Annotated in this window: 20 protein-coding genes and 1 pseudogene; 6 read left to right on the forward strand and 15 right to left on the reverse strand. The window is 71.9% G+C overall.

The features are described from left to right. The first annotated feature begins 31 nt into the window (after positions 1–31). Entirely contained in the window at positions 32–2056 is a 2025-nt protein-coding gene (locus OG828_RS11010) for a right-handed parallel beta-helix repeat-containing protein (RefSeq protein ID WP_328500992.1), read from the forward strand. A 35-nt stretch (positions 2057–2091) separates the two neighbouring features. Here the strand turns inward: OG828_RS11010 and OG828_RS11015 are convergent, their stop codons facing one another. From OG828_RS11015 to OG828_RS11035, 5 genes are all read right to left on the reverse strand, one after another. Then, positions 2092–4104, reverse strand: coding sequence for an SWIM zinc finger family protein (locus OG828_RS11015; protein WP_443062386.1), 2013 nt, complete (start codon positions 4102–4104; stop codon positions 2092–2094). Positions 4105–4487: 383 nt separating this feature from the next. Beyond that, a complete protein-coding gene (locus OG828_RS11020; protein ID WP_328500993.1) occupies positions 4488–7322 on the reverse strand; it encodes a DEAD/DEAH box helicase in 2835 nt (944 codons plus the stop codon). Between the two features lie 103 nt (positions 7323–7425). Next, entirely contained in the window at positions 7426–8007 is a 582-nt protein-coding gene (locus OG828_RS11025) for a sugar kinase (protein WP_328437697.1), read from the reverse strand. After that, positions 8004–9188, reverse strand: coding sequence for an ROK family glucokinase (locus OG828_RS11030; protein WP_210571822.1), 1185 nt, complete (start codon positions 9186–9188; stop codon positions 8004–8006). The genes OG828_RS11025 and OG828_RS11030 overlap by 4 nt, the downstream gene beginning before the upstream one ends. Positions 9189–9329: 141 nt before the next feature. Beyond that, positions 9330–10067 (reverse strand): GntR family transcriptional regulator, encoded by a 738-nt coding sequence (locus OG828_RS11035; protein WP_210572238.1) that lies wholly within the window; start codon positions 10065–10067, stop codon positions 9330–9332. 130 nt (positions 10068–10197) lie between these two features. On the opposite strand from OG828_RS11035, the gene OG828_RS11040 reads away from it, so the two are divergent. Then, the gene (locus tag OG828_RS11040) at positions 10198–11220 is read left to right on the forward strand and encodes a Gfo/Idh/MocA family protein (protein WP_328353261.1); all 1023 of its coding nucleotides are present in this window, start codon (positions 10198–10200) and stop codon (positions 11218–11220) included. 366 nt (positions 11221–11586) lie between these two features. Here OG828_RS11040 and OG828_RS11045 read toward each other — a convergent pair whose 3' ends face one another. The 3 genes from OG828_RS11045 to OG828_RS11055 form a co-directional block, all read right to left on the reverse strand. Then, positions 11587–12765, reverse strand: coding sequence for a cytochrome P450 family protein (locus OG828_RS11045; protein ID WP_328500994.1), 1179 nt, complete (start codon positions 12763–12765; stop codon positions 11587–11589). 97 nt (positions 12766–12862) lie between these two features. Beyond that, positions 12863–13543, reverse strand: a complete 681-nt coding sequence (locus OG828_RS11050) for a response regulator transcription factor (RefSeq protein WP_328353267.1) — start codon at positions 13541–13543, stop codon at positions 12863–12865. 47 nt (positions 13544–13590) lie between these two features. Next, positions 13591–14841 (reverse strand): sensor histidine kinase, encoded by a 1251-nt coding sequence (locus OG828_RS11055; protein WP_328500995.1) that lies wholly within the window; start codon positions 14839–14841, stop codon positions 13591–13593. A gap of 180 nt (positions 14842–15021) precedes the next feature. On the opposite strand from OG828_RS11055, the gene OG828_RS11060 reads away from it, so the two are divergent. Further along, entirely contained in the window at positions 15022–15222 is a 201-nt protein-coding gene (locus OG828_RS11060) for a hypothetical protein (RefSeq protein ID WP_328353273.1), read from the forward strand. Between the two features lie 3 nt (positions 15223–15225). On the opposite strand, the gene OG828_RS11065 is transcribed toward OG828_RS11060, so the two are convergent. The 3 genes and pseudogenes from OG828_RS11065 to OG828_RS11075 all read right to left on the reverse strand — a co-directional run. Further along, entirely contained in the window at positions 15226–15612 is a 387-nt protein-coding gene (locus tag OG828_RS11065) for a ribonuclease domain-containing protein (RefSeq protein ID WP_328500996.1), read from the reverse strand. Between the two features lie 131 nt (positions 15613–15743). Beyond that, complete coding sequence (locus tag OG828_RS11070) at positions 15744–16370, reverse strand: dihydrofolate reductase family protein (protein ID WP_328437728.1); 627 nt, start codon at positions 16368–16370, stop codon at positions 15744–15746. 74 nt (positions 16371–16444) lie between these two features. Then, positions 16445–16806 (reverse strand): annotated as a pseudogene (locus tag OG828_RS11075) (AIM24 family protein); the annotation flags it as partial. A gap of 90 nt (positions 16807–16896) precedes the next feature. Here OG828_RS11075 and OG828_RS11080 point away from each other — a divergent pair. Then, positions 16897–17640: an SDR family oxidoreductase gene (locus tag OG828_RS11080; protein ID WP_328500997.1), complete on the forward strand. Its 744-nt coding sequence runs from the start codon at positions 16897–16899 to the stop codon at positions 17638–17640. Between the two features lie 3 nt (positions 17641–17643). Here the strand turns inward: OG828_RS11080 and OG828_RS11085 are convergent, their stop codons facing one another. From OG828_RS11085 to allB, 3 genes are read right to left on the reverse strand one after another with little or no spacing between them, the layout of a single operon-like run. Next, positions 17644–18657: a hypothetical protein gene (locus OG828_RS11085; protein ID WP_328500998.1), complete on the reverse strand. Its 1014-nt coding sequence runs from the start codon at positions 18655–18657 to the stop codon at positions 17644–17646. A gap of 54 nt (positions 18658–18711) precedes the next feature. Then, positions 18712–19827: an allantoicase gene (alc, locus tag OG828_RS11090; RefSeq protein WP_328500999.1), complete on the reverse strand. Its 1116-nt coding sequence runs from the start codon at positions 19825–19827 to the stop codon at positions 18712–18714. A gap of 44 nt (positions 19828–19871) precedes the next feature. After that, positions 19872–21209: an allantoinase AllB gene (gene allB / locus OG828_RS11095; RefSeq protein ID WP_328501000.1), complete on the reverse strand. Its 1338-nt coding sequence runs from the start codon at positions 21207–21209 to the stop codon at positions 19872–19874. 268 nt (positions 21210–21477) lie between these two features. On the opposite strand from allB, the gene OG828_RS11100 reads away from it, so the two are divergent. Together OG828_RS11100 and OG828_RS11105 are read left to right on the forward strand one after the other, a co-directional pair. Further along, complete coding sequence (locus OG828_RS11100) at positions 21478–22278, forward strand: IclR family transcriptional regulator (protein ID WP_328353620.1); 801 nt, start codon at positions 21478–21480, stop codon at positions 22276–22278. Next, the gene (locus OG828_RS11105) at positions 22278–22964 is read left to right on the forward strand and encodes a DUF6304 family protein (protein WP_328353622.1); all 687 of its coding nucleotides are present in this window, start codon (positions 22278–22280) and stop codon (positions 22962–22964) included. Before OG828_RS11100 ends, OG828_RS11105 begins: the two co-directional genes overlap by 1 nt. Here the strand turns inward: OG828_RS11105 and OG828_RS11110 are convergent. Continuing rightward, on the reverse strand, positions 22961–23284 hold the full coding sequence (locus tag OG828_RS11110; protein WP_328437732.1) for a DUF5955 family protein: 324 nt from the start codon (positions 23282–23284) through the stop codon (positions 22961–22963). The genes OG828_RS11105 and OG828_RS11110 overlap by 4 nt on opposite strands. Between the last annotated feature and the right edge of the window lie 59 nt (positions 23285–23343).

Here is a 23343-nt window from a genome sequence, read left to right on the forward strand (position 1 = left end):
ACCACCCCGACCGCGAAGAAGGGACGTAACCATGCACTCGCTCCTCGCACGGCACACAAGAACGTCCGTCGTGGCGACCGCCGCGACCCTGGCCGCCGGACTGCTCGCCGCCCTGCCCTCCGACGCACACGCCGCTCCCAAGGAACACAGACTCGCCGTCGCTCCCACCGGCGCTCCGCGCGCCAGCGACCACGGGCCGGGCACGGTCAAACGGCCGTTGAAGACCCTGGCGGAGGCGCAACGCCGGGCACGGGCCCTCGCTGCCCGAGGCGACGGCGACGTCACCGTGACTCTCCTGAGCGGGACCCACCGGCTCACCTCGCCGCTGCGCTTCGGAGCGGCCGACTCCGGCCGCGACGGGCACACGGTGACCTGGAAGGCCGCGCCCGGAGCGAAGCCCGTGGTGAGCGGCGCGGAACCGGTCGCGGGCTGGGAGCTGGACGACCCGGAGAAGGGCATCTACAAGACGGACGTCGGCACCGGCTTCGACACCCGGCAGCTCTACGTCGACGGCGTACCGGCACAGCGGGCGCGCCTCGAGCTGAACCGGTCCGACATCTCCCTCACCCCGACCGGCTTCACCCTCGACAACCCGGATCTGGACCACCTGGCCGCGCTGCCCGACCAGAGGCGCATCGAACTCCAGGCGAAGCTGTCGTTCACCAACCGCTTCGCGCCCGTGGAGAGCATCTCCGGCTCCACCGTCACGATGCAGCAGCCCGCCTGGGACAACAACACGTACGGATACGACACCATCCAGTCCCCGTTCAGGACACCGCAGTTCTGGCTGCTGAACTCCAAGAGCTTCCTCGACCGACCCGGCGAGTGGTACCTGGACAAGACGGCCGGCACGCTCTACTACAAGCCGCTCGAGGGACAGGACATTCACCGCGCACGGGTCGAGCTGCCGCGCATGGAAACGGTGCTCGAGGTCGGCGGCACCTACGACGAGCCGGCCCACGACCTGCGTTTCCAGGGACTGACCTTCACCGGCACCACGTGGCTGCACCCCAGCTCGCCCAACGGATACGCCAACCAGCAGACGGGCACGTTCATCACCGGCGTCCAGCCCGAGCGGCCCGCGGACGCCTTCACGTCGTGCGAGGTCGGCTGCAAGGGCTTCGAAGGAGCCCGTAACGGCTGGGCACAGGCGCCCGCGGCCGTGCAGGTCTCGGCGGCGCACGGCATCTCCTTCGCCGGCAACCGCTTCGTGAACCTCGGCTCCGTCGGGCTCGGCATCGGCAACGACGCCAACGCCCATGCCACCGGCGTCGGACTGGGCGCGCGGAACATCTCCGTCACCGGCAACACGTTCACCGCGAGCGCCGGCGGCGGCATCGTGGTCGGCGGGGTCCGCCCCGACGCGCACCACCCGTCCGACGAGCGCATGACCAACAGCGACATCCTGATCGGCGACAACCGCGTCTTCTCCACGGCGCTGGAGTACCTGGACCAGGACGGCATCTTCGCCAGCTACGCAACCCGGCTGACCATCGAGCACAACGACGTTGCCGACATGCCGTACACCGGCATCGGGGTCGGATTCGGGTGGGGCGCCAACGACAAGGGCGGCAGCCCTGAGTACATCAACCGCGGCCTGTACGACTTCCAGCCGATCTATGACACGCCCACGACCCAGAAGGACCTCCGCGTGGTCGGTAACCACGTGAGCGACGTCGTGCACACGATGTTCGACGCCGGCTGCATCTACACGCTCTCCGCCAACCCGGGCGCCACCATCGAGGGGAACTTCTGCGAGAAGAGCGGGCAACTCGGCTTGTACTTCGACGAGGGCTCCCGCTACATCACCGCCAAGCGCAACGTCTTCCTCGACACCGCCGCGCAGTGGGCGCACGCCAACAACCAGAACAACAACCTCACCGGCGACCAGACCCTGACCGGCAACTACGCGACCAATCCCGGCATCACCGGCCTCGTCGACGGCCAACGCGGCAACGTCGTACGGGACAACACCCTCTTCACCAGCGACAACATCCCCGCGGAGGCCAGAGAGATCATGTCCGGCGCGGGTGCGGCAGACCGCCGCTATAGGTGATCCCAGGTATCGCACGTCCCGGCGGTGCGGGGGCCTCAGTCCCCCGGCGACGTGCCCAAGCCCGTCAGTGCGCCGACCGGGTCCAGGTCGGGGGTGCCGCGGGGCCACCAGTCGTCGTGGCCGGGTTCCGATTCGTACGGGTACCAGATGCCGTCTCGGCCCAGGCGTAGCTGGACGTGGCCGCGGGGGTGGGTGAGGCGGTTGCGCCAGGGGCGGAAGGCGGGGAGGTCGGCGGCGAGGAGGAGGGGACGCGCCCGGTCGAAGCGGCCGGCGGGTGGGTCCCAGGTCTCTTCGAGGACGGCGAGGCCCTCAAGGCCGCCCTGGCGCCAGGCCGCGACCGCGCGGGCCAGTTCGGCAGGGGTGCGGCCGGCGGCGGAGGCGAGCGAGGAGTACAGGGCACGGGTACCGGCGGTGAGTCCGGAACCCGGGCGGGCCGCGGCGAGCCGCACCGCGTCCTGCCACAGCGTCAGTTCGGCGACCGGGTCACGGCCGACGGCGAGCAGCGTGTGGGCGCGGAGGGCCGCGTCGGTCGCCAACTGGTCCAGCGCGAAGGGGTCCGGACCGCCCGGCGCGGCCGGGTAGACCGGGGGTTGCCCGGGGTGCGGGGGTGCGGGCGGCGGAGCGGGGAGAGGCGGGAGTTGACGCGGCGCCAGCGCCTCAGTGGCCCGTACCCCCGGCAGCGGCGCCGGTTCCCGCTCCTGGGCGGCGCGGGCCGCGCGGGCGGCGTTGCGACGGGAGAGGGCGTCGAGCAGTTCCCGCTCTCCGCGACCGCGCAGCAGAAGCAGGACGAAGGGGTCGGCGTCCAGCAGCCGTGCCGTCTGGTAGCAGAGCGCGGCGGCGTGCTTGCAGGGGTGGCCGTGGTCGGGGCAACTGCACTGCGGGGCAAGGTCCCCGGGGCCGGGGAGCAACGGGACTCCGCAGTCCGCCAGGGACTGCGGCAACTCCTTGTCCAGCAGCGCGGCGATATGCCCGGGCCGCTCGGCGGCGGTGTCCAGGAACCGCTCCCAGTCGGCGTCCTCCAATGTGCGCAGGCGCAGCTGCACGCGGTAGGGGCGCGGTCGACTGCCCTGCACATACGCGAGGACGAGACCGGGAGTGACGGTGATGGCCTCCACATTCCCCTGCTGCGCATACCCACGTCCCCGGGCCAACCGCTTGGCATCCAGGGCCCCTTCTTCCAGCGCCGCGACCCATGCGTTGCCCCACCAGGTCGCCGCGAATCCACCACCGTCCGAGGGGTGCGGTCCGAACGCGGGGAAGGTGCGGCGCAGTTCGGTGACGGCGGTCCCGGCGCGCAGGGTTCCCGCGCCCGATGGAGGTCGGGAGTGGGTGGGTACGCGAGAGTCGGGGCGGGCAAGGGCGTTCGGCGAGCCAGGTTGGCGGGTGGACGTGGGGGTCCCGGAGGGCTCCTCCTCAGGCAGGTCGTCCGCGGCCGGCATCCGGAAGGCGTCGGCGACGAGGTCCGACAAGGCGCTGGCTCGCCCCTGGGCGGCGCGGGGCTGCCCGCCCCGGTCCGACAGGGCGCGAGCTCTGCCCTGGGCGGCGCGGGTGTGCCGGCCCCGCTCTTCCGCCGGCGCGGTCCGAGCCCGGGGACTCGGCCTGGGCGAGGCCTCGACTCCCCCGTCCGCACGGCCCGCCCCCTCTTCCCGCCCCTCACCACGAGCGGCACGCAACGCCTGCCGTGCGACATCCGCGGGACGCGCGGCCCGAGCTTCGCCAGACCCCTCCGGAGCCTCGCGGGGATGCGTCGCCGCCCCGCGGCCCCCTCGCTGCCCGGTCACGGCCCGGTCGCGGGCAGGGCCCTCGGCCCCCTCGTCCCGAACCCGGCTCCCCTCCTCGCCGGAGATCTCCCCCGCGGCGGCACCGTCCGACACGTCCGCGGCCGAGGCACCCCCAGCGTTGTCCGCGGGCGCGGCACGCCTGCCAGTGACGGCATCACGCAGCGCCGCCCGGGCCACGTCACCCGGCCGGGGTGCTCCTCCTGAGGTGTCCCCGGTGGTCGGCCGTACGTCGTCGTCGGCAGCCCCGCCGCCCCCAACTCGCGCCACTCCACCCGGAATCTCGCCGCCCCCAGCGCGCGCCGCCCTACCCCCCGCCTCGCCATCCCCAAATCTCCCCAGCCCACCCGGAGCCCCGTCGCCCTCAGCTCGCGCCGCCCCACCCGGAGCCTCGTCGCCTTCAGCTCGACCCACTCCACCAGCAGCCCCGCCATCCCCAGCCCCTGCTGCCCCACCGACAGCCCCGCCGCCCCCAGCCCCCGCCGCCCCAGTCGCGAGCCCGCCAGTGCCCACCGTCTCCTCGGGAGCCGTTGCGTCCGCACCGCGCTCCGTGCCCGCCCCCGGCCGCTGTTCACCGGAGCCAGACTCAGGTCGGCTCGCGCGCTCCCGGGCCTCCCTGAGGGCTCGGCGGGCCTCGTCGGCGGGGCGGGAGGTCATGGTTGCCTCCGTAGTGAGACGAGGTCGGACAGGTCGCGGTCCGTCAGTTCTGTGAGGGCGGACTCGCCGGAGCCGAGGATCGCGTCGGCGAGGGCGCGCTTGGATTCGAGCATTTCGGCGATGCGGTCCTCGACGGTGCCCTCGGTGATGAGGCGGTGGACCTGGACCGGCTGGGTCTGGCCGATGCGATAGGCGCGGTCGGTGGCCTGTTCCTCCACGGCCGGGTTCCACCAGCGGTCGAAGTGGACGACATGGCCCGCGCGGGTGAGGTTCAGACCGGTGCCGGCCGCCTTCAACGACAGCACGAGGACCGGCGTCGCACCACTCTGGAAGCGGTCCACCATCCGCTCCCGCTCGGGCACGGGTGTGCCGCCGTGCAGCAGGTCCACGGGGACCGCCCGGGTGGCCAGGTGGGAGGTGATCAGGCGGGCCATCCCGACGTACTGCGTGAAGACCAGCGCCGAGCCGTCCTCGGCGAGCAGGGTGTCCAACAGCTCGTCCAGCAGGGCCAGTTTGCCGGAGCGGGCGGCGTGGCCGTCGCCCCGGATCTCCTCCTTGAGGTACAGCGCAGGGTGGTTGCAGATCTGCTTCAGCGAGGTGAGCAGCTTCAGTACCAGGCCACGGCGGCCGATCCCCTGCGCCGTCTCGATGGCCAGCATCGACTCGCGCACCACCGCCTCGTAGAGCGAGGCCTGTTCCCGGGTGAGCGGAACGGGGTGGTCCGTCTCCGTCTTGGGCGGCAGCTCGGGAACGATGCCCGGGTCGGACTTCTTGCGGCGCAGCAGGAAGGGGCGGACCAGGCGGGCCAGCCGCTCCACCGCCTCCTCGTCCTCGCCGTTCTCCACGGCGCGCGCGTGCCGGGACCGGAAGGACTTCAGCGGGCCGAGCAGTCCCGGTGTCGTCCAGTCCAGCAGCGCCCACAGCTCGGAGAGGTTGTTCTCCACCGGCGTGCCGGTCAGGGCCACGCGCGCGGGCGTCGGGATCGTGCGCAGCGCCTTCGCGGTCGCCGAGTACGGGTTCTTGACGTGCTGTGCCTCGTCCGCGACGACCATGCCCCACGCCTGCTGGGCCAGTGTCGGCGCCGCAGAGCGCATCGTGCCGTACGTCGTGAGGACGAAGCCGCCGTCCAGGTCGTCCAGGGTGCGGTCGGGGCCGTGGAAGCGGCGGACGGGGACGCCGGGCGCGAAACGGGTGATCTCCCGCTGCCAGTTGCCGAGCAGGGAGGCCGGGCAGATCACCAGGGTGGGCTCGCTGCGGGCCCGCTTCAGGTGCAGCGCGATGAGCGTGATCGTCTTGCCGAGGCCCATGTCGTCGGCGAGGCAGCCGCCGAGGCCGAGCGAGGTCATGAGGTCGAGCCAGGCCAGGCCCCGGAGTTGGTAGTCCCGCAGCCGGGCGCGCAGCCCCGGCGGCGGCTCGGCGGGCCGCACCCCCGCCGTCAGCCGGTCGCGCAGGGCGGCCAGCGCGCCGGTCGGCACCGCGTCCACGGTCTCGCCGTCGACCTCCGCGCTGCCGGTCAGCGCGACGGACAGCGCGTCCACCGGGTCGAGCAGCCCCAGTTCGCGCTTGCGGGCCTTGCGCACGAGTGCCGGATCGACGAGGACCCACTGGTCCCTGAGGCGTACGACGGGTCGGTGCGCCTCGGCGAGCGCATCCATCTCGGCCTCGGTCAGCGGGTCGCCGCCGAGCGCCAACTGCCAGCGGAACTGGAGGAGTTCCTCGCTCTCGAAGAAGCCGGTGCCGTCGGTCGCCGAGCCCGGCGCGGGCCGTACGACCGCTGCCGCGGTGAGGTCCTGCGCCAGGTCCCGCGGCCAGTGCACGGCGACCCCGGCGGCGGCGAGCCGGGTGGCCGCGGCACCGAGCAGCTCGCCCAGCTCCCCCTCGGTCAGGGCCAGTACGTCGGGCACGTCCTGTTCGGCGAGCCGGTCCAGCGGCGGCCAGACGCGGGCCGCGCGGCGCACGGCGAGGGCGGCGTCCACGTGCGCGCGTGGACCGAACGCCGTGTCCGCCTCACCCGCCCACAGGGCCGCCGCGTCGACGACGAGCGTGGGGTCGGCGAGGCTGTGCACCTGGACGATCGCCGCACCGGCACTGCGGACCCACTCGCCCCCGTCGAAGAGGTCGTACGCCGACAGGTCCAGCCGGAGCGAGATCCGCACGCCCGCGTCCATGCCGGCGGCGACCTCCGCGGCCCAGTCGTGGGCATCCGGCAGATGCTGCGGGCGGGTATCCGCGAAGGGCCTGCCGGAGACGTACGGCGCGGCGGGGGTGCGGGGCAGGGTGTCCGCGACCGCGTCGAGGAAGGTGCGCATCAGCGCTTCCGGTTCGGGCAGCCGAAGCGGTCCGGGGCCGGGCAGGGGCACGGCATGTCCCTCGGGAGGGAGCGCCGCCGCGACCGCGCGCAGGTGCGCGATGTCGTCCGGTTCGAGGGGTCCGGCCCGCCAGGCGTCGTGCCCGGACGGGGTCAGCCCGGGCAGCAGGCGTCCACGGGCCGCGAGCCGCAGCGCGTGCAGCGCGGCGGCGCCCCAGCACGCGGTGGCCGGGTGTGCGGCGGGGTCGCGCCGCGCCCGCACCAGCAGCGGCAGTGCCTCGCCGACCGGCAGCGACAGCGCGGGGGCGGGCCTGCGGCGCACTCCGGTGCCATGACGTCGTACGACTGTCAGCTCCGTACGACCGATGCCGTCGCCGCTCGGGGAGTCGCCGCCGATGTCGCCCTCGGGATCCCAGAACGCGATCCGGCCCTCGCGCGGGACGGGGGCGGGCAGGAAGACGGCCGCGAGTCGGAGGGGTACGGACTCCCCCGCCCGGTCGGCCACCGCGGTCGCCTCGGTCATACGTCCTGTCACCTCCCGCCCGTGTGTCGGATCAGACGTCTTCGACTCTACGGGCGGGGTCTGACAATCGGCCCCGGCCACCGGCCCGGGCGGGCGCGGAGCCTCAGGGGATGACGCGCGAGACGACGTAGATGAACGGGTTGTTCGGATCGCCCAGGCTGACCATGACCTGCTGGGTGGGCCGCGGGTCCCGCTGCTCGTGGACCAGGCCGTACCAGGGGCCGGGGCTCGTGAAGTCCCAGCCGGTGACCTTCTGGTCGCGCTTCCCGATGGTGATCTTGTTCCGCTTCAGCTCGGCCCGGCTGGTGCCCAGGTCCTTGAGGAAGACGTCCAGGTTCGCGTTGGGGGTCTGGAACTGGACGTAGAGCCGGCTGGTCTTCCAGTTGTTCGTCTCGTAGTAGGCGACCTTGCCCGACGGGTGCGGCATCGGCACCTGGTAGAGGCGGCGCTGGACCTTCGACGGCCAGACGGGGGTGAGGCCCCGCGCCGAGTACTTCTCCTCCTTGTCGCGGCCGCTGTCCCGGCTCTGCGCGGCGGAGATCACCAGATAGCCGGCCGGTACGCCGATGAGCAGCACGATGATGAGCAGGGTGAGCGCCCGGCGGCGGATCACCCGGCCGCGGGCCTCGCCCTGCCCGGGCTGCTCGTCCGCCGGCGGGGCCTGATGGGGCAGTTGGGCCGTCACAGCGCCTCCCGGGCTTCGCGGCGAGCCTCCGCGTACCGCTCGTAGCGCTCGTACCGCTCGACGCGGCGGCGTTTGGCGCGGCGGAAGCGGCGGGCGACCAGACGGGCGAGGTCGGCGGCGCCGACCATACCCGCCTCGGGGCCCAGCTGGGCGCGGGCGATGCGGGCTTCAGGACGGTAGCCGCGGCCGGTGAGCTGCCGCTTGAACGCGTCCCGCGCGGGGCCGATCAGCAGGTCGTCGGCCGCGGACACGCCGCCGCCGATCACGAAGCAGGAGGGGTCGAGCGCCGCCGCGAGGTTGGCGATGCCGACGCCGAGCCACTGGCCGATGTCCTGGAGCAGCTCGATGCACATGGCGTCGCCCTCGCGGGCCAGCTCGGTGATCATCGGGCCGGTGATGTCGGCGATGTTCCCCTTGACGTGCTCGATGATCCCGTAGGCCACCGGGGAGTCGGCCGCCGCCAGCTCACGCGCCTCTCTGACCAGCGCGTTCCCGGAGCTGTACTGCTCCCAGCAGCCGCGGTTGCCGCAGGGGCAGCGGTGGCCGCCGGGGACGACCTGCATATGGCCGAACTCGCCGGCGACGCCGTACTTGCCGCGCTTGACCTGCCCGTCCTCCAGGATCGCGCCGCCGATGCCGGTGCCGAGCGTGATCATGACGAGGTGGTCCTCGCCGCGGCCGGCGCCGAAGCGCCACTCCGCCCAGGCGGCGGTGTTGGCGTCGTTGTCCACCAGGACCGGGACCGCGAGGCGGCCGGCGATGCGGTCGCGCAGCGGTTCGTTGCGCCAGGACAGGTGAGGCGCGAACAGCACGCGGTTGCGGTCGGCGTCGACCCAGCCGGCCGCGCCGATGCCGACGGCGTGCACGTCGTGCCGGTCGGACAGGTCAAGGACCAGTTCGACGATGGTGTCCTCGACGACCTTCGGGCTCTTGGACTTGTCCGGGGTCTCCGTGCGGAGCTTCTCCAGGATGTTCCCGTCGGCGTCCACGACGCCCGCCATCACCTTGGTGCCGCCGATGTCGATGCCGACGGTGGGCACGCGGGGGGCGGTGAGGTGGGAGCGGCGTTCCCTCGTACCGACTGTGCGGAGCGTGGGCGCGCGGCGGGAACCGATGGGGGCGCCTGGCACACCGACGTTGCTCAGTGCTCTCGGGAACGGTAGGTCGCGGTAGTTGCTCATCACCGCAGATTCTGCCTCACGGTGACCACAGGTGCGGTACGGGGATGCAAGCCCCGCGCCCCTGAAGGGGCGCGTCAGGCGTCCCTTTGTCCTGACATTGAGACGAATTGCGGGCTCGCGGACCGATTCCGGATACGGCTTCTACGGTCGTACGAGGAGCTGGAACTCGAAGGAGTAGCGCGTCGGCCGGTAGGTGTGGGTGCCGAACTCGACTGCGCGGCCGGTGTCGTCGAAGGTGGTGCGCTGCATGGTGAGCAGCGGGGCGCCCTCGGGCTCGCCGAGCCGTTCGGCCTCGGCGGCGCCGGCGGCACGGGCGCCGATCGACTGACGGGCGCTGTGCAGCGTGATCCCGGCGGCCCGCATCAGCCGGTACAGGCCGGTGGCCTCCAGCTGCGCGGTGTCCAGGTCGAGCAGCCCGGGCGGCAGGAAGTTGCAGAGGTACGCCATCGGCTCGCCGTGCGCCAGCCGCAGCCGTTCCACGCGGTGGACCTCGCTGTCCTCGCCGACGGCGAGGGCTGCCGCCACCTCGGCGGACGCGGGGACGACCGTGTTGACGAGGACCCGGGTCGCGGGGCGCTGGCCGGCCGCCTCCAGGTCGTCGTAGAGGCTGCTGAGTTCCAGCGGGCGTTTGACCTGGCTGTGCACGACCTGGGTGCCGACGCCCCGGCGGCGGACCAGCAGGCCCTTGTCGACCAGGGACTGGATGGCCTGGCGGACGGTGGGCCGGGACAGTCCGAGACGTGCGGCGAGCTCGATCTCATTGCCCAGCAGACTGCCGGGGGTGAGCGTTCCGTGCTCGATCGCCGCTTCGAGCTGCTGGGACAGCTGGAAGTACAACGGCACCGGACTGCTTCGGTCCACACTGAGGTCCAGCTGCACGGTCGGGTCCACTTCTGGTTTCGGCACGGGCCGAGCGTAGCCCCGTGGGCGGTTGACGGGAAGTTGTGTAGTTCGATTGTCCGGACATACGCATTGACAGGGTAAGGGCCTGGGCCGCAGGTTTGTTTTTATGCGCATCGGGGTCATCGGTACGGGGCGAATCGGCACCATTCACGCGAACACGCTCAGTCGCCATCGGGAAGTCGGGTCCCTCATCCTCACGGACGCGAACCGGGAGAGGGCACAGGATCTGGCACAGCGGCTGGGGGAGACGGCCGCGCCAGGGGTGGACGAGATCTTCCGTTGGGGCGTGGACGCCGTGGTGATCACGACGGCGACATCGGCCCACGCCGAACTGATCGGCCGGGCGGCACGGTCGGGGCTGCCGGTGTTCTGCGAGAAGCCGATCGCCCTCGACGTGCCGGGCACCGTGCAGGCGATCACCGAGGTCGAGACCGCGGGGACGGTTCTCCAGATGGGGTTCCAGCGCCGCTTCGACGCCGGTTACGCGGGGGCCCGGGAGGCGGTGCGCTCCGGACGGCTGGGGCGGCTGCACACCGTGCGGGCGCTGACCTCGGACCAGACGCCGCCGCCGGCCGCGTATCTGCCGCAGTCCGGCGGGCTGTACCGGGACACCCTGATCCACGACTTCGACGTGCTGCGCTGGGTGACGGGGCACGAGGTGGTCGACGTCTACGCGGCCGGGTCCGACGCCGGTCCCGCGATGTTCCGGCAGGCCGGTGACATCGACACGGCCGCGGCCGTCCTCACCCTCGACGACGGCACGCTCGCCACGGCCACGGCGACGCGGCTGAACGGGGCGGGATACGACGTCCGCATGGAGCTCGCCGGGGAACTGGACCAGGTCGTGGTCGGCCTGGACGACCGTACGCCCATCGCGTCCACCGAGCCGACCGGGCCGCCGGCCGCCGACAAGCCGTGGACCGGCTTCCTGGAGCGCTTCGGGCCCGCCTACGAGGCCGAACTGGCCGCGTTCATCGAGGTGGTGCGGGGCGAGCGCGCCAACCCGTGCGACGGCCGCGAGGCCCTGCAGTCGCTGCGCATCGCCGAGGCCTGCGACGTGTCCCGGCGCGAGCGAAGACCGGTACGGCTCGCGGAGATCCCGGGCGGCTCCGCGTCCACGACGGTGTAATCGGACGCCGACGGGACGGACGACAGCGGGGTGACGGACAACAGCGGAGTGACGGACGACAGCGGGATGGCGGCAGCGCCGCGCCGCCTCAGCGGTCCGTAACATCTACGGCCTTCAGGGCAGCGACGTCCACGAGGTGCGGGGCAGGGGCAGCGACGGCTTGCGGGGCGCCGTCCGCAGCTCTCAGCGCACCGACGTCCACGGCTCGCGCAGCGCCGTCAGCCGCAGTCCTCAGCGCACCGACGTCCACGGCTCGCGCGGCGCCATCAGCCCCGGCCATCAGCGCACCGCCAGCCACGACCAGCGCGGCACCACCAGCCACGGCGCCCAACGCCCCGCCAGCTGCAGCTCCCCCCGCTCTGCCGCTCACCAGCGCACCGGCAGGCTGCGCATGCCGCGCATCAGCATGCCCGGGAGCCACTCGCCGGGTGGGCCGTCGAGGGCGAGGTCGGGGGCGCGGTCGAGCAGGGACCGTATCGCCGTACGCGCTTCGAGGCGGGCCAGCGGGGCGCCCAGGCAGAAGTGGATGCCATGGCCGAAGGCGACATGGCCGCGGGCGTCACGGCGGATGTCGAAGGTGTCGGGAGCGGGGTAGCGGCTCGCGTCACGGTTGGCGGCGGTGAGGCCGATCATCACCGACTCGCCCCGGTCGATCCGGACGCTGCCCAGCTCCAGGGGCTCCGCGGCATACCGGAACGTCGCCGTCTCCACCGGGCCCTCATGGCGCAGCATCTCCTCGACGGCGCCGTCGAGAAGGCCCATGTCGGCGCGCAGCGCGGCGAGTTGGTCGGGGTGGGTGAGCAGGGAGTGGACGCCGCTGGTGATGAGATTGACCGTGGTCTCATGGCCCGCGATGAGCAGGATGAAGGCCATGCCCCGCAGTTCGTCCGGGGAGAGCCGGTCGCCGTCCTCGGCGGTGGTGCGGATCAGGTCGCTCAGCAGGTCGCCGCTCGGCCCGGCGGCGCGCTTGTCCTCGATCAGGTCGGTGAAGTACGCGCCGAGGCGGACGTAGGCGTCGTGCTCGCTGCCCGGGGTGCTCGGCGCCACCGCCTCCGTGGACATCTTGCGGAACTCCGCGCGGTCCATCTCGGGCACGCCGAGCAGTTCGCAGATGACGGTGATCGGCAGCGGATAGGACAGGGACTCCACCAGGTCGGCACGGCCCCGCGGCAGCATCGCGTCGAGCAGTTCGTCCGTGAGCTGCTGGATCCTCGGGCGCAGTGCCTCCACGCGGCGCATGGTGAAGGCGCGGGCGATCAGGCCGCGCAGCCGGGTGTGCTGGGGCGGGTCGGTGACCAGCAGGTTCTTCCCGATCAGCTCCTCGTCGAGGGACTTCAGGCCGATCTTGGCACCGTCCTTGGACAACCGCGGCTCGGCGAGTGCCGTACGCGCCTCCTCATGCCCGACGACGAGCCACACCTCGGAGTGCCACTCGGGCAGCCGGACGCGGTGGACGGGGCCTTCGGCGCGCAGGCGTGCGTACGCCGGATGCGGGTTCACGCGGAACCCCTCGCCGAACTCCCCCATGTCGATGACGTCCGCCATGGCCCTCCCCCTCGCACACCATCCCCCGCACAACAGCCCCCGCACAACAGCCCCCGCACAACAGCCGCGACACACAGACAACGCCCGACGCCCGCGATCAGTGCCCGTCCTCCTCGGATTCCTCCAGAAGTCCCGCGTCGTATGCCAACAGGGCGATCTGCACACGGTTGTTGAGGTCGAGCTTGGCCAGGATGCGGGAGACATGGGTCTTGACGGTGGCCACGCTCATGAAGAGGGCGGCGGCGATCTCGGCGTTGGACAGCCCCCGGCCGACCGCGACGGCGACCTCGCGTTCACGGTCGTTGAGGGCCTCGATGCGGGCACGCGCGCGTGCCCGCCGGGTGTCGGCCGCGGCACCGGCCGCGTGCTCCATCAGCCGGCGGGTGACAGAGGGCGACAGGACGGGGTCGCCGGCCGCGACCCGGCGCACCGCGTCGACGATCTCGGCGGGCGGGGTGTCCTTCAGGACGAATCCGGCGGCGCCGGCACGCAGCGCCCGCAGCACCTGTTCGTCGGCGTGGAAGGTGGTCAGGACCACGACCTGCGGGGCGTCCTTACGGCCGCGCAGCCGCTCGGTGGCCGTCAGCCCGTCCATCGACGGCATCCGGATGTCCATCAGGACGACGTCCGGGCTGGTGCGGTCGACGAGTGCCTCGACCTCACGGCCGTCGGCCGCCTCCCCGACGATCTCGATGTCCTCGGCCCCGCCCATCATGAAGGACAGCCCGGCCCGTACGAGGGGGTCGTCGTCGACGAGGAGCACTCTGATCGCAGTCATGCGCCCTACGTAATCACGGTCGCGGCCGGTGAGTTGGCCGGAGTCGCTCACCCCCACGGCAGCCAACCCCGCACCCCGAATCCCCCGTCCCCCTCCGGCCCGTACGCGAGCCGCCCCCCGGCCAGCGTGGCCCGTTCCGTCAGTCCGATCAGGCCCTGCCCGGAGCCGGGCACGGGTGGCACCTCGCCCTCGGGTGCCGGGTTCCGTACGTCCACGGTCAGGCCCTCCCCCGGGCCGCCGGTGACGGTCACGGTGACCTCGGTGCCGGGGGCGTGCTTGCGGGCGTTGGTCAGGCCCTCCTGGGCGATGCGGTAGGCGGTGCGGCCGACGGAGGCCGGGACGGCGGCGGGGTCGGTGACGCGGTTGTCGAGGGTGACCTTCATGCCGGCCTCGCGGGACTCGGCGACCAGGGCGTCCAGCGCGGCGAGCGTCGGCTGCGGACGGCCGGCCTCGTCGGGTTCGCCGGCCCGCAGCACGCCGATGATCTCGCGCAGGTCCTGGAGCGCCTCGTGCGCGCTCTCCCGGATGACGCCGGCGGCCCGCGCGACCTCCGCCTGCGGCGCGTCGGGCCGGAACTCCAACGCACCGGCGTGCACGCTCAGCAGCGTCAGCCGGTGCGCGAGCACGTCGTGCATCTCCCGGGCGATGGCCTCGCGGGCCAGCCGCTGCGCCTGCTCGGCGCGCAGCTTCGCCTCCGTCTCGGCGCGCAGGGCGCGGTCGCGCAGGCTCAGCATGAGCTGCCGCTTGACTCGTACGAGCAGGCCGCAGGCGATGGTCGAGACGGTGAGCAGCGAGGTGAGCAGGACCGCCGGCACGAACGCCAGGTCGGGCTCCGGGCGCCACCAGAAGTAGAGCGGGATGCCCGCCAGGGAAGTGCCGCCGATCCAGGCCACGTACTTGAAGGGCCGGTGCACGGCGAGCGAGAAGAAGATGATCAGGCCGGCGCCGCCCGCGGTGCCGGAGACGAAGCTGAGGGGAACCATCACGGCGGCGAGCCCGACCGGCCAGCGGCGGCGCAGCCAGACCAGGGCGCAGGCGAGGGCGCCGAGCAACTGGTCGATGCCGGCGAGTGATTTCGAGGTGTTCGGGTCTCCGTTCACGGTGTCCGCGGCTGCCAGGCCGATCAGGACGGCCAGCAGGAAGCAGGAGAAGTCGACGACCCAGTCCCGTGCGGTGCGCCGCGGTCGCCGCCCGGACGCTCCGACATCGGGGTCGAGCTCATGGATCACGGCGGACGGGAACAGCCACCGGCGCCCCTGGAACGCCGACACAGCCTGCTCCGCCTTGTCACCAGTCACGGTCGACAAATCTACGCAGTGCGGGCCCGCTCCACTTCCCCCGTATGCATGATCGACGACCAAAGTCGCACCGCCACAGACTTTCGGCGCGGGGCCGCGGACAGATCAAGGACTTCCGTCGAACTGGCCTCGCCCCGCGGCCGATGACTGTGGGGGGTCCGCGGGGCGAGTGTCCTCACCATGAAGGAATTGCTGGAGCTACTCGGATTCATCGCCCTGGCACAGGGCGCGATGGGCCTCGTGCACGAGTTCACCGACTGGAAGATCGGCCTCGTGCAGAGGATCGACTTTCTCGACGGCTACGGGATCTACGCGAGCGTCGCGTTCCTGGTGCTCGGGTTCGCGTTGTTCGCCGCCGCCGAGAGCCGGAAGTCCGGCTGAGGCTCAGCAGCCGTAGTCGACCAGGTCGAACGACTCGTAGTGGTCCGCGGTGTAGTAGTCCTCCTGGTTCTCCTCACCGGTGACGATCCGGCGAGCTCCGCGCGTGGACGAACCCGGCGTGATGACCGTGTACTCGTGGTAATACCCGGTCGACTGGGAAGGCAGGACGCCTTCGCGGTTCTGGAAGACCGTCCCGTCCTGCTCGTACGGGTACGGGCCGCCCTGCTCGATCAGGTCGAGCGTGTCGTGCGCCTGGGAGGGCAGGTCGGTGTAGCAGATGCTGCCGACGGCGGCGGCCGCCGGGGTGGCGGTGACGGTGCCGCCGATGAGAAGGGCGGACAGAACGGCGGCTGCGGCGCCGATGCGAGTGATCCGTGGGGGGAATCTCATGCCCCCCATGATGACGCGCGTAGACAGTGGCATGTCAATGTCAACTCCGGAGAATTTCCCGTCAAGTCCGATGAGTTTTCGGGAAATTAACCTGCCGCCCGGCATCTTCACGCAGGCCGGGCGGCAGATGGTCAGGCGTTCTCGGGCAGCTCGTAGGAGCCGTACTCCGGGCGGCCCGCGAGGTTGTACGACTGGATGGAGACGCCCGTCGAGGTGATCCGTCCGCCGCTGTGCCGGAAGGCGGTCGGCACCGCGCCCTCCGGGAAGAGCCGGAAGCCGGCGCCCAGCACGACCGGGAAGGTCAGCAGGTGGACGGTGTCGACGAGGTCGAGGGCGAACAGGGACTGCAGGAGTGCGCCGCTGCCGTGGACCTGGATCTCGCCGTCGGTGCGCTCTTTGAGGGCGGTGACCTCCTTGGCCAGGTCGCCGCCGAGCACGGTGGTGCCGGACCACTCGGGGTCGGTGAGGGTGGACGAGGCGACGTACTTGGGCAGGGCGTTGAGCTTGGAGGCGACGGGGTCGGCGGGGTCGGTCACCTTCGGCCAGTACCCGGCGAAGATGTCGTAGGTACGGCGGCCGAGGAGGAACGCGTCGACGCTGCCGAAGACCTCGGTGACGAACGCGCCGAAGTCCTCCTCGGCGTAGGGAACGGTCCAGCCGCCCTGCTCGAAGCCGCCCCGGGTGTCCTCCTGCGGGCCGCCCGGTGCCTGGTAGACGCCGTCGAGGCTGACGAAGATCTGGGAGACGAGCTTGCCCATGGCGGGTGCCTTCTCTCTGTGGTGGGGTCTGTTGTCATCACCTCAGACCCCACCGGCACCCGCAACTCATCGGTTCAGCCCGCGTGGGTCGAGAAGAGCCCGCCCGTGGGTCCCTGCTTCTCGCCGAGTCCCTCGCCGCCGAAGTCGGCCGAGTTCAGGTCGATGAAGTTGCCGCGCCGGCGATGATCATCGTGCCGTGGCCGGTGAACTTGTCCAGGACGAAGCCCTCGCCGCCCTTCATGCCGGTCCTGCCGCCCTGGAAGGCGATCCCGAAGTCGACGGTGGGCGTCCTTCTCGGCGAACTACGCGCGCGTGCCGTCGAGTTCGAGGGCGCGCATCTCGCCCGGAACGCGATCGACTCACCCGCGAGGACGCGCTGGCCGACCTGCATGGCGGTGCCCATGGCCTGGCGCAGCATGCCGCCCATGCCGCCGCCCACGCAAGGTTCCGGCGATGCGTCCGCCCGGGCGACCTCGACGTCCGTTCGCCGCCAGCACCGTGCAGCCCTCGCCGCTGGGATGGGTGCATGACTTCTTACGGAACTCTCAACGGCAAGGTGGCCCTGGTGACCGGCGGCAGCCGCGGTATCGGTGCGGCGACGGCAGTGCGGCTGGCCCGGGAGGGCGCGGACGTGGCCGTCACCTACGTGAGCGGCAAGGACGCGGCCGAGGACGTCGTACGCGCCGTCGAGGCGCTCGGGCGGCGGGCGGTGGCCCTGCGCGCGGACTCCGCGGACGCGCAGGAGGCGGCCGGGGCGGTGACGCGTACGGCGGAGGCGCTGGGCGGGCTGGACGTCCTGGTGAACAACGTGGGCGTCGGCCTGCTCGGGCCGCTGGCGAGCCTCTCGGTCGGCGATGTCGACCGGCTGCTCGCCGTGAACGTGCGCGGGGTGTTCCTGGCCTCCCAGGCAGCCGCCGCGCGGATGTCTGAGGGCGGGCGGATCATCACGATCGGTACCTGCATGACCCAGCGGGTGCCGGGCCCGGGCGGGACGCTGTACGCCATGAGCAAGTCGGCGCTGATCGGGCTGACGAAGGCGCTCGCGCGGGAGCTGGGTGCGCGCGGAATCACGGCCAACATCGTCCATCCCGGACCCATCGACACGGACATGAACCCGGGGGACGGCTCGTACGCGCCCGGCCAGGCGGCGATGACGGCGCTGGGGCGTTTCGGCACGTCCGAGGAGGTGGCGTCGATGGTCGCGTACCTGGCGGGCGCCGACTACGTCACGGGCGCCGAGTTCGCCGTGGACGGCGGGCACGCGGCGTGACCGTCACGTCAGCGTCTCCTTGACCCGGTGCAGGTAGCTGAAGTCGTGGCCGTCACGGGTTCTCGTCAACGGGCGGATCTCACGGGTGGCCACGTTCAGCGCATAGCCGCCGACCGCGCCCAGGACCCAGGTCAGGCCGGGTTCCACCATGCTCCCGGCGGCCGCTCCCAAGGCGAGGGTCACCATCACCGACCGCTCCACCCAGGCCATACGGCTGCTCTTCGCGGCCCCGCGGTAGTCCTGCACGGACTCGTCGATCTCGCGACGCAGCTGGGAGAGGACATCCGCGGGGTGTTCGTAATCGCGCCGCAGATCGCCGAGCAGTCGGTGCAGGGCGCGCATCAGGCGCTGCCGCTCGTCTGCGTACCGGTCGCGGAAGGCGAGGACGTCGGCGGTGGGGGTGCCGGGGGCGGGGACCGGGAGCAGCCCGCCGAGTTCCGTCTCGTACGCGCGCAGGCCTCGCTCGGCCGGGGCGCGCAGCGAGCAGTCGTACGCGTCCGGGCGGTCGGTGTACGGGACGTACGAGTCCGGTCCCTCCAGGGCCAGTTCGCGCGCCAGCACGCCGATGATCAGTTCCTGGACCTGCTTCGGTACGGCGAGCCTCCACCAATGGTCCTCGCCTCGCTCGGCGAGGCCGAGGCGCAGCAGCTCCCGTTCCAGCTGGCGGCCGAGCTTAGACCGGTAGATGAAGGCCTCCGGCGGCGACGGCAGCGAGGGCCGGTCAGAGCTGTCCGCCATGCGGCGCAGTTCCTGGCGCAGCACCTCGGCAGTGAGATTGCCGCCGCCGTCACGGCGCCTGTAGCTCGGGTCGTACAGCAGATCCATCGAGCGTTCGTCGAAGTGGAGCGGCCGGTACAGGGACCGGTCCCGCAGCTCCTTCAGCTCCGCCGAGACCGCGGCCTCGTAGACCTCGCGTTCCCGCGGTACGACCGAGGCGATCCCGTCCCAGTACAGCAGTGCCTGGTGCAGGACCTCCGTCGGTGGCTTCACCAACGGGTAGTAGAGCAGAACCGCCATCACGCCTCCCCGTGAACACCCCTGTCGCACAAGGGGTGTTCACGGTAGCGGAGTTCAGCCGCCCAGTTCCTGGTGTCGCGCCGCCAGCCCCGCCGCGCCCTGCTGTGTCAGCGAGCCGTGCAGCCGCAGGCGGGAGATGCCGCCGTCGGGGTAGATGTCCACGCGCGCGTGCGTGCCGACGGCGGGGGCGGACAGGACGAAGCGGTGGTTGGTGTCGGGCTGGAGGCGGGTACGCGGGAGGATCTCTGTCCACTCGCCGCTCTCGCCGTCCTTCACCGATACCGATGCCCAGCCGGCGCTGTTGCCCTTCAGATACGCCGTGTCGATCTCGATCGCGCGGATCTCGGACTGGGCCACCAGCCGGTACTTGATCCAGTCGTTGCCCTGGTCGCGGCGGCGGCGGGTCTCCCAGCCGTCGTCCATCTTGCGGGAGCGGCCCGGCTGGATGGTGTTGGTGGCCGGTGAGTAGAAAAGGTTGGAGGCGTCCTCGGCCTGGCCGCCGTTCTCCAGGGCGACCACGTCGAAGGTGCCCAGGACCGCGAGCCACGCCGGGTCCGGGACGACCTCGCCGTAGACGCGCAGGCGGGCGATGCCGCCGTCGGGGTGCTGGTTGACGCGGAGGTGGGTGAAGCGCTGCTCCACGGAGACCTCGAAGCCGTTCGCCGCGTGGCCGCCCACCGCGGTGCGCGGGACCAGCGTCGTCCACTTCACGTCGTCGCCCAGCAGCTCCTCGGGGGACGGGAAGCCCGCCACCGACGTGGCCTCGATGGACACGGCCTGCGGGTAGTTGCCGCGGAAATGGGCCGTGTCGACGACGATCCCGCGGATCACGCCGGGCGCGCCGAGGCGGACAAGCGCCCAGTCGTGGTCCTCGGCCGTCGGCCAGGGGTGGTCGGCCGAGGCGCCGCGGCGGCGGCGCGTCTCCCAGCCGTCCATGATCTTGCCCTTGTGCCCGAAGTGCTCCGGGTCGAACTCGGCGTGCCCGGGCACCAGCAGGTTCTCGCGCTGGGCGAAGAACTCGTCGTTGGCGGCGATGACACCGGCGCCGAGCTGCCGGTCGGCGAGGTCGGCGTACTGGGTGAAGGGGAAGTCGGCGGTGCGGTAGTCCGCGTACGGGTCACCGCCTCCGTACGGGTTCGCGTCGCCGGTGAAACTCGGGGTCGCCGTCACAAGGTCTGCCTTTCGGGAGTCGGCCGCTGCGGGTGCGGGGTCGATCAGGGGGTGCGGGTGAGGAGCCGGCCCTTCGGGTCCGTGAACTCGCCGTCCACCACGATGCGTTCGCCGCGCAGCCAGGTGGATCTGACGACGCCGTACAGGGTCTTGCCCGCGTACGCCGTGACGCGGTTGCGGTGCTGGAGGGCCGCCGGGTCCACGGTGAACGTCGCGTCGGGTGCGAGGACCGCGAAGTCGGCGTCGCGGCCGGCCTCGATGGCGCCCTTCTGGCCGAGACCGACGAGCTGAGCCGTCCGCTCGGACATCCAGCGCACGACGTCCTCCAGGCCGTGACCGCGCCTGCGCGCCTCGGTCCACACCGCCGCCAGGCTCAGCTGCAGCCCCGAGATGCCGCCCCACGCCGTCGCGAAGTCATCGGTCTTCAGGTCGGCCGTGGACGGTGAGTGGTCGGTGACCACGCAGTCGATCGTGCCGTCGGCCAGCGCCTGCCACAGCAGGTCCTGGTTGGCGGCCTCACGGATGGGCGGGCAGCACTTGAACTCGCTGGCCCCGTCCGGGACTTCCTCGGCGGTCAACGTCAGATAGTGCGGGCAGGTCTCCACGGTGAGACGGACGCCTTCCGCCTTCGCCTCGGCGATCAGCGGCAGCGCGTCGCTCGACGACAGGTGCAGCACATGCACGCGTGCGTCCAGGCGCTTGGCCTGGGCGATCAGCTGGGCGATCGCCGTGTCCTCGGCGTCGCGCGGGCGCGAGGCGAGGAAGTGCGCGTACTTCGGGCCGCCGTGCTGCGGGGCCGCGGAGAGGTGGTGCGGGTCCTCGGCGTGCACGATCAGCAGGCCGCCGAAGGAGGCGATCTCGGCCAGGGAGCGGGCGAGTTGCTCCTGGTCGAGGTGCGGGAACTCGTCCACGCCCGACGGGGACAGGAACGCCTTGAAGCCGAAGACACCGGTGTCGTGCAGCGGGCGCAGGTCCGTGACGTTGTCGGGCAGGGCGCCGCCCCAGAAGCCGACGTCGATGTGCGCCTTGTCGGCGGCCACCTTCTGCTTCGTACGGAGGTTCTCGACCGTCGTGGTCGGCGGCAGGGAGTTGAGCGGCATGTCGACGAGGGTGGTGATGCCGCCGGCGGCCGCGGCGCGCGTGGCGGTCCAGAAGCCCTCCCACTCGGTGCGGCCGGGGTCGTTGACGTGCACGTGGGTGTCGACCAGGCCGGGCAGCAGGACGTCGTCGCCGAAGTCCTCAAGCCGGGCGCCGGACGGGACTTCGGCGTCGTACGGGAGCACGGCCGTGATCTTGCCGGCGGAGACCGCGACCGAGGCGGCCCGCGTCCCCTCCGGGGTGATGACGCGCGTCGAGCGCAGCACCAGTTCAGCGTCGGACACCCGGACCCCTCTCTGCCGCCGTTTACTTCCGCGTAACGGAATTCAACTTTCTGTTGAAGGAGTCTCGTCTCCCGTTCCCGCGCCGTCAAGGGCACACTTCTCCACAGTGCACCCCACGGCAATACTCTGGACGTTTCCACAAAGTGGAATTACAGTTCCGGCAAGCAGAACGTAGCTACGCACAAGCGGGGAGTCAACCGACCGACGGGTAGGCTTCTGCTCTTCCTGCCTGTCCCGAAAAGGCCGCCAGTCCCGAAAGGAACGCGCCGTGCCGACGTCCAGCGCCAGCACCACCGACTCCGCCAAGTCCACCACGGGCGGGGTCCAGTCCCTCGAGCGCGCCTTCGATCTGCTCGAGCGCATGGCGGACGCGGGCGGCGAGGTCGGGCTGAGCGAGCTGTCCGCCAGCAGCGGGCTGCCGCTGCCGACCATCCACCGCCTCATGCGCACGCTGGTGGCCTGCGGTTACGTACGCCAGCAGGCCAACCGCCGCTATGCGCTGGGCCCCCGCCTGATCCGGCTCGGCGAGTCCGCCTCACGGCTGCTCGGCACCTGGGCCCGCCCCTATCTCGCCCGCCTGGTCGAGGAGACCGGCGAGACGGCGAACATGGCCCTGCTCGACGGCGACGAGATCGTGTACGTGGCGCAGGTGCCGTCGAAGCACTCGATGCGCATGTTCACCGAGGTCGGCCGGCGGGTGCTGCCGCACTCCACGGGCGTGGGCAAGGCCCTGCTGGCGAACACGCCGGACGACGAGGTGCGCGCCCTGCTCGCCCGCACCGGCATGCCCGCCGCCACGGAGAAGACGATCACCACGCCGGAGGGCTTCCTCGCGGCCCTGGACGACGTACGACGGCTCGGCTACGCGGTCGACGACAACGAGCAGGAGATCGGCGTCCGCTGCCTCGCGGTCTCGGTCCCCAACTCCCCCACCGCGGCGGCACTTTCCATCTCCGGCCCGGCGGGACGGGTCACCGAGACGGCGACGGAGCGGATCGTGCCGGTGCTCCAGCAGGTGGCCGGCGAACTCTCCGAGGCACTGGCCACCAGCCAGAACCACGCCTCGTAATGCAGCGCCTGCCCGGCCGGTACACCGACCGGCACGGGTCGGAGGAGATCGTCTTCGAGACCGACGGCCGGGAACTGATCCGTACGACGATCAGGGGCGTCCGCTTCGAAGGCGACACGATGGACGATCTGGGCGCGCTGAGCGGTGAGCCGCCTGAGCAGGCCTTCTCGTTCTTCCATGGGGCACTGTGCTCCTGCCTCCTGGAGTGGGAGGTGCCCATACCGGTCGAGGTCAGGGGCAGCGGTGTCCGCCCGGGACTGCTGCGGTGCGCCCTGCGGCTCGTGGGTCCGGCAGGCCCGCCACCCGGTCTGGGCGAGGAGCCCCTGGTCACCACCTTGCACCTCGACGGGTACGAGTTCCGCAACGAGGCCGGCCAGGACGACTTCGAGGACGCGCTGCACGAGATCCAGCGCAAGCTGCCGCGTGCGGCCCGGCTGAAGGCCTGCGTCTCCTGCGCCTGGTCCGACTACTCCCCGCTGGGCCGTGGCCTCATGGCCGGCCTCGCCTGCTTCCGTGACGTCAAGGACCGCTACCGCCTGGTCGACGGCAAGCACGGCCCCCGGGGCATCTTCGCGATCTGGGACGACCTCACCGAGTTCGTCCAGGAGACCTGGCTCTGCGACCAGTTCGAGCACCGGACCACCGGGGGTTACCGGGGGCCGTTCCCGTACCCGCCGGTGAACTAGCCCTGGCCCCGCCGCTGTTCACTGAACATATCCACCGCGTCGCGCACCTGCGTGAGCCCCGGCGACAGGGCGCTCACGGAGCCGATCGCCCCGGCGATCAGGAGCAACGAGCGGCGCAGGCGGGGGATTTCGGGGCTGCCGCTGACCGTCATCGCGGCGAGCGCAGCGAGTTCGTCCTCGGCGATGCCGCGGTCGGGAAACTCCGCGGGGTGCGCGGCAAGTTCGCGGCGCAGCCGGGACACCGCGGTCCGCAGTTCCGCCACCCTCGGGTCCTCGTCGCTGCCGGTCACTGGCCGCCTCTGCCCCAAGCTCCGCAACACAGCTCTCCCCCCGCGCACGCCGTTGTGCGCCTGTACGTCGTGATCGCGCCCGGACCCCC

The organism is Streptomyces sp. NBC_00457, assembly GCF_036014015.1.
Taxonomy (GTDB): domain Bacteria; phylum Actinomycetota; class Actinomycetes; order Streptomycetales; family Streptomycetaceae; genus Streptomyces.

Coding starts and splice junctions, on each gene's coding strand:
- OG828_RS11040 (WP_328353261.1), top strand. CDS start 10,198: ATGCGCATCGGGGTCATCGGTACGGGGCGAATCGGCACCATTCACGCG.
- OG828_RS11010 (WP_328500992.1), top strand. CDS start 32: ATGCACTCGCTCCTCGCACGGCACACAAGAACGTCCGTCGTGGCGACC.
- OG828_RS11030 (WP_210571822.1), bottom strand. CDS start 9,188: ATGAGCAACTACCGCGACCTACCGTTCCCGAGAGCACTGAGCAACGTC.
- OG828_RS11080 (WP_328500997.1), top strand. CDS start 16,897: ATGACTTCTTACGGAACTCTCAACGGCAAGGTGGCCCTGGTGACCGGC.
- OG828_RS11060 (WP_328353273.1), top strand. CDS start 15,022: ATGAAGGAATTGCTGGAGCTACTCGGATTCATCGCCCTGGCACAGGGC.
- OG828_RS11020 (WP_328500993.1), bottom strand. CDS start 7,322: ATGACCGAGGCGACCGCGGTGGCCGACCGGGCGGGGGAGTCCGTACCC.
- OG828_RS11045 (WP_328500994.1), bottom strand. CDS start 12,765: ATGGCGGACGTCATCGACATGGGGGAGTTCGGCGAGGGGTTCCGCGTG.
- OG828_RS11085 (WP_328500998.1), bottom strand. CDS start 18,657: ATGGCGGTTCTGCTCTACTACCCGTTGGTGAAGCCACCGACGGAGGTC.
- OG828_RS11105 (WP_328353622.1), top strand. CDS start 22,278: ATGCAGCGCCTGCCCGGCCGGTACACCGACCGGCACGGGTCGGAGGAG.
- OG828_RS11070 (WP_328437728.1), bottom strand. CDS start 16,370: ATGGGCAAGCTCGTCTCCCAGATCTTCGTCAGCCTCGACGGCGTCTAC.
- OG828_RS11050 (WP_328353267.1), bottom strand. CDS start 13,543: ATGACTGCGATCAGAGTGCTCCTCGTCGACGACGACCCCCTCGTACGG.
- OG828_RS11065 (WP_328500996.1), bottom strand. CDS start 15,612: ATGAGATTCCCCCCACGGATCACTCGCATCGGCGCCGCAGCCGCCGTT.